Source organism: Megasphaera hominis, assembly GCF_014269395.1.
In the GTDB taxonomy this organism is placed as follows: Bacteria; Bacillota; Negativicutes; order Veillonellales; family Megasphaeraceae; genus Megasphaera; species Megasphaera hominis.
Map to the genome: position 1 here is coordinate 1 of NZ_JACOGK010000066.1, position 3,568 is coordinate 3,568.

A 3,568-nucleotide genomic window follows, 5' to 3' on the forward strand; every position below is an offset into this window, starting at 1 on the left:
GCGACCTATTTCTAATCGTTGTTCTTTCGTTAATTTCACGTGGCAACCTCCCATCTAACAATTGAGGGCATCGGATACTAATTAGAAAATCTTTTATCCAAGATTACTACATTTAGTATTCAATTTCTACCCCCTCCATGTCCAACTTTAGCATACCACGTGCAGTGTGGGTGTTTTGTTTTACTAGTTTACCCATGCCTAGTTCTGCGGCGATGTAGGGGGCGTTGGTATTGTAGCTGGACGGGAGGTTTTCGATGATGCCTTTGAAGTCACCGTGGAGTTTGCCAGCCCGGATGAGGGCTTCGTAGTGGAGGCCGTTATCTAGGTCTCTGCGGGCTAGGAGGCCGGCGCCTATGTAGTGTTGTTTGCCGTCAGCTCTGGCGCCGCTGTCTAGGTGACTGGTGTAGTTGCTGGTGCCGTATTCAATAAAGGGCATGAGGCTGTCTACGTGGCTTTCCCGTTGGTACTGTCTGATGAAGCCCAGATTAGCTGTGAGGCCGTTCGTATCTACGTAGGAGCCTGTTTCATTGCGCAGGTTGAAGCCGCCTAAAGAGACGTAGGGGGCAAAACCGGTACTGGTTTCTCCGGCTGCGGCTGCCAGGGCGTCAGCATAGGCTGTGGTTGCCGCTATGTCCGTGGCATTTCCTACGAGGGCTGCTCCGGCTGCGCGGGTTTCGGCGAAGAGTTTCGTGTCTTTGGAGAGGTACCAAGCGTTCGTGTTAGACGGGAATTCCATGATGACGGAGCTTCCGTCGTCACCTAGTTTTACGGTTGCTTCTGATTTCAGATACGACGCTGTGACTAGGGAGACCGTATTGGCCAGGTCTTCCGGCAGGGTAGGCAGGGAGTCGGCCAGGCCATAGGTGGTGATGGCGTCGGTGGTGAGTGTGCCTGCTTTGAGCAGCGTCAGGGTCTTAGGGGCCGTGCGTAAGACGTCTTCGCTTTGGAGGCCGGCTTTGATCGTGGCACCGGCGATGTTAGCTGTACCCGTAACGTTCAGCATGGTATCGGCCTCAGTCATGTCTGCCGGGACGTAGAAGTTCAGGTTTTGGAAATAGTCCAGGGCTGCCACGGTGATGCCTTTGGTGAACAGGTTCAAGGTGTTGTTGGTGCTGTTTGTGCCATAGCCGCCATACAAGGTCGCCTTTTCTCCAAACGTGCCGCCAAGGATATTGACCGTATTGTTGCTGGCCGTGCCGAAATACGACCAACCGCCTGCAACCCCGACGGGAATGGTTCCTGTCACATTAATATCATCGTCAACGATTGTAACAATCGGCATATTATTTCCCATAATCTTGCCACCTGTGATGGTGACCGTATTATAATCTGCTGCTCCCGCTGCCTCGCCGCCTGTAACCATGCCATTCATGGTGCCTCCGGTCATGATAACCGTATTGCCTGTAGCATTAGCTTCTTCAGAGTAGCCGCCTGTAACATAGCCGATAATCGTGCCGTCGCTGATGGTGACGGCATTATTCGTGACAGTGCCCCTGGCAGCGTAGCCGCCAGAGATACCATAACCGTTAGTTGCTCCGATGGTGCCGCCGCTGATGCGTACTGTATTGCCTGTGACCACGGCAGTGCTTTTGCGGGACGCACCGCCAATGACACTGCTTGTCACTGTACCATTGCTGATATCTACCGTATTCCCTTCTACTCTGCCATTATCGACAAAGCCGCCATAAACGAAATCGTGAATGGTACCGCCGCTGATGGTGACACTATTACCTATTGCATTGACTATTGCATACTCATTGTCATCTATCTGCCCTCCTTCTGCTCTGCCGCCGTGCACTTCTCCGTAAATGGTACCGCCGCTGATGGTGACTGTATTTTCATTGGCGCTGCCGTACTGCGAATAGCCGCCATAGAAATCTTCATTAACGTCACTGAGATTCCCTGCGTCTTCAGTCCCTACAACCCCGTCTTCCATAGTGAAGTGGTTCCTGATGGCGTTGCCTGCTTCTGCATAGCCGCCGTAGATGGAGCGCTCCGTAGTACCGCCGGTGATTTTCACGGTGTTATCAGTGACATCGCCTGTCGGAGAACTGAGAGGGGCATGGAAGCTTCTGACACTGTAGCCACCGTAGACGCCGTCGCTGTCAGAGCCGTAGATGGTGCCGCTTTCGATGGTGACCGTATTGCCGGTAACCGCCGCACTAGCGTTACTATAGCCGCCGTAGATGCTGGCAGGCTGGGTACGGGAGCTATCACCGATGCCTATAAAGCCACTACCAAGCGTTGATGCCGGCAGTGGCTCTTCAGGAGCCGTGCCGATAACCGTAGCGCTGCCGCTGATGGTGACCTTGTTGTTCGTGGCTTGGCTTTTATCAGACTGGCCGCCATAGATATTACCGGTAATTGTGCCACCGGTAATTTCTACCTCATTTAGATTGGCAATGCCGGAATCAGCTTGGCCGCCATAGACGTGAGGGTAAGCTCCGGAAATGGTGCCGCCGCTAATTTTCACCTTATTACGTTCGGCATTGCCCGTATTGCCGGCATAGCCCCCGATAAGCGAAGAGCTCAGCGCGCCGCCCTCGAAGGTTATGACATTGCTGGTAGCATCGCCTTGCTTTGCATAGCCGCCATAGACGTACCCGCCAATGTTGCCACCACTGATAGTTACGGTATTGCCGGTGACATTGCCCACCTGAGAGTAGCCGCTATAGACAGAGCTGGAAAGACTGCCGCCTGTGATGGTGATGGCATTCGTATTGGCCATACCGTTTTCTGTTTTGCCGCCATAAAGGGTATTATAGATCGTGCCGTTGCTAAAATTTATCTTATTGGTATTAGCAACACCGCTTAGCGTATAGCCGCCATAGGCATTGCCATAGATGGTTCCGGTTGTAGTTACTTCCAGAACATTCTCGCTTACATTACCGGATGCTGTGTAGCCGCCATAGACGTCTGCACCATTAGAATAACTAACAGAGGCTGTGCCACTGATGGTCAGTTTGTTATTAGTAGCATCCCCTGAAGAACCAGCGTTACCGCCGTACTGATCTCCCGACGTATCCGCTTTAATTTCTACCGTCTTATGTGATATGGACTCTGCATAGCCAGGCATGATGCCTGCTCCGGCGCAGAGCAGTGCTGACACGATGGCTAGTCTCAATAATCCGTTCCGCTTTGTCATATGAATCACTCACCTTCTGTTTTTTTCCGTACCTTTTCCTTTAGTTTGCGCATCGTTAGAAATGGCAAGCCCGTATATGGATTGCCTTCTTGTGATATGTTGTATAAGTTTTTATTATTTTTCTTTGTACTTGAATTATATCACGTTTTGTTTGCTGAAAAGGGTGAGTGGCATAAAAGGGACGTTTTTTGGCAGGAAAGGCGTGGGGAGTGACAGGAAAAAGCCCATCCGCATGTGAACCGCTCCCCGTCAAGTAGACAGAGCAAAAAATAAAACATGTACTTATTACTGCCACCGATATCCGGTGGCAGTTTTTATGCTGCCACGTAATAGTTATTGTGCTTTTCCATCGGGGTTACTACACCCAGTTTTCTCTGTAAACGCTTAGTATTGTAATAGCCAATGTAATCCTCAATCATTGCA

2 protein-coding genes are annotated in these 3,568 nt (G+C 51.1%); both read right to left on the bottom strand.

Annotated elements, in window-relative coordinates; translation table 11 throughout:
- Positions 1–112: 112 nt before the first annotated feature.
- On the bottom strand, positions 113–3,145 hold the full coding sequence (locus H8J70_RS12245; protein ID WP_186504572.1) for a beta strand repeat-containing protein: 3,033 nt from the start codon (positions 3,143–3,145) through the stop codon (positions 113–115).
- Between the two features lie 314 nt (positions 3,146–3,459).
- Entirely contained in the window at positions 3,460–3,564 is a 105-nt protein-coding gene (locus H8J70_RS12940; RefSeq protein ID WP_425489114.1) for an IS3 family transposase, read from the bottom strand.
- Positions 3,565–3,568 lie beyond the last annotated feature (4 nt).

What these genes read in the sequence shown, in the direction of transcription:
- H8J70_RS12245 (WP_186504572.1), bottom strand. Translation starts at nt 3,145, where the DNA reads ATGACAAAGCGGAACGGATTATTGAGACTAGCCATCGTGTCAGCACTG.
- H8J70_RS12940 (WP_425489114.1), bottom strand. Translation starts at nt 3,564, where the DNA reads ATGATTGAGGATTACATTGGCTATTACAATACTAAGCGTTTACAGAGA.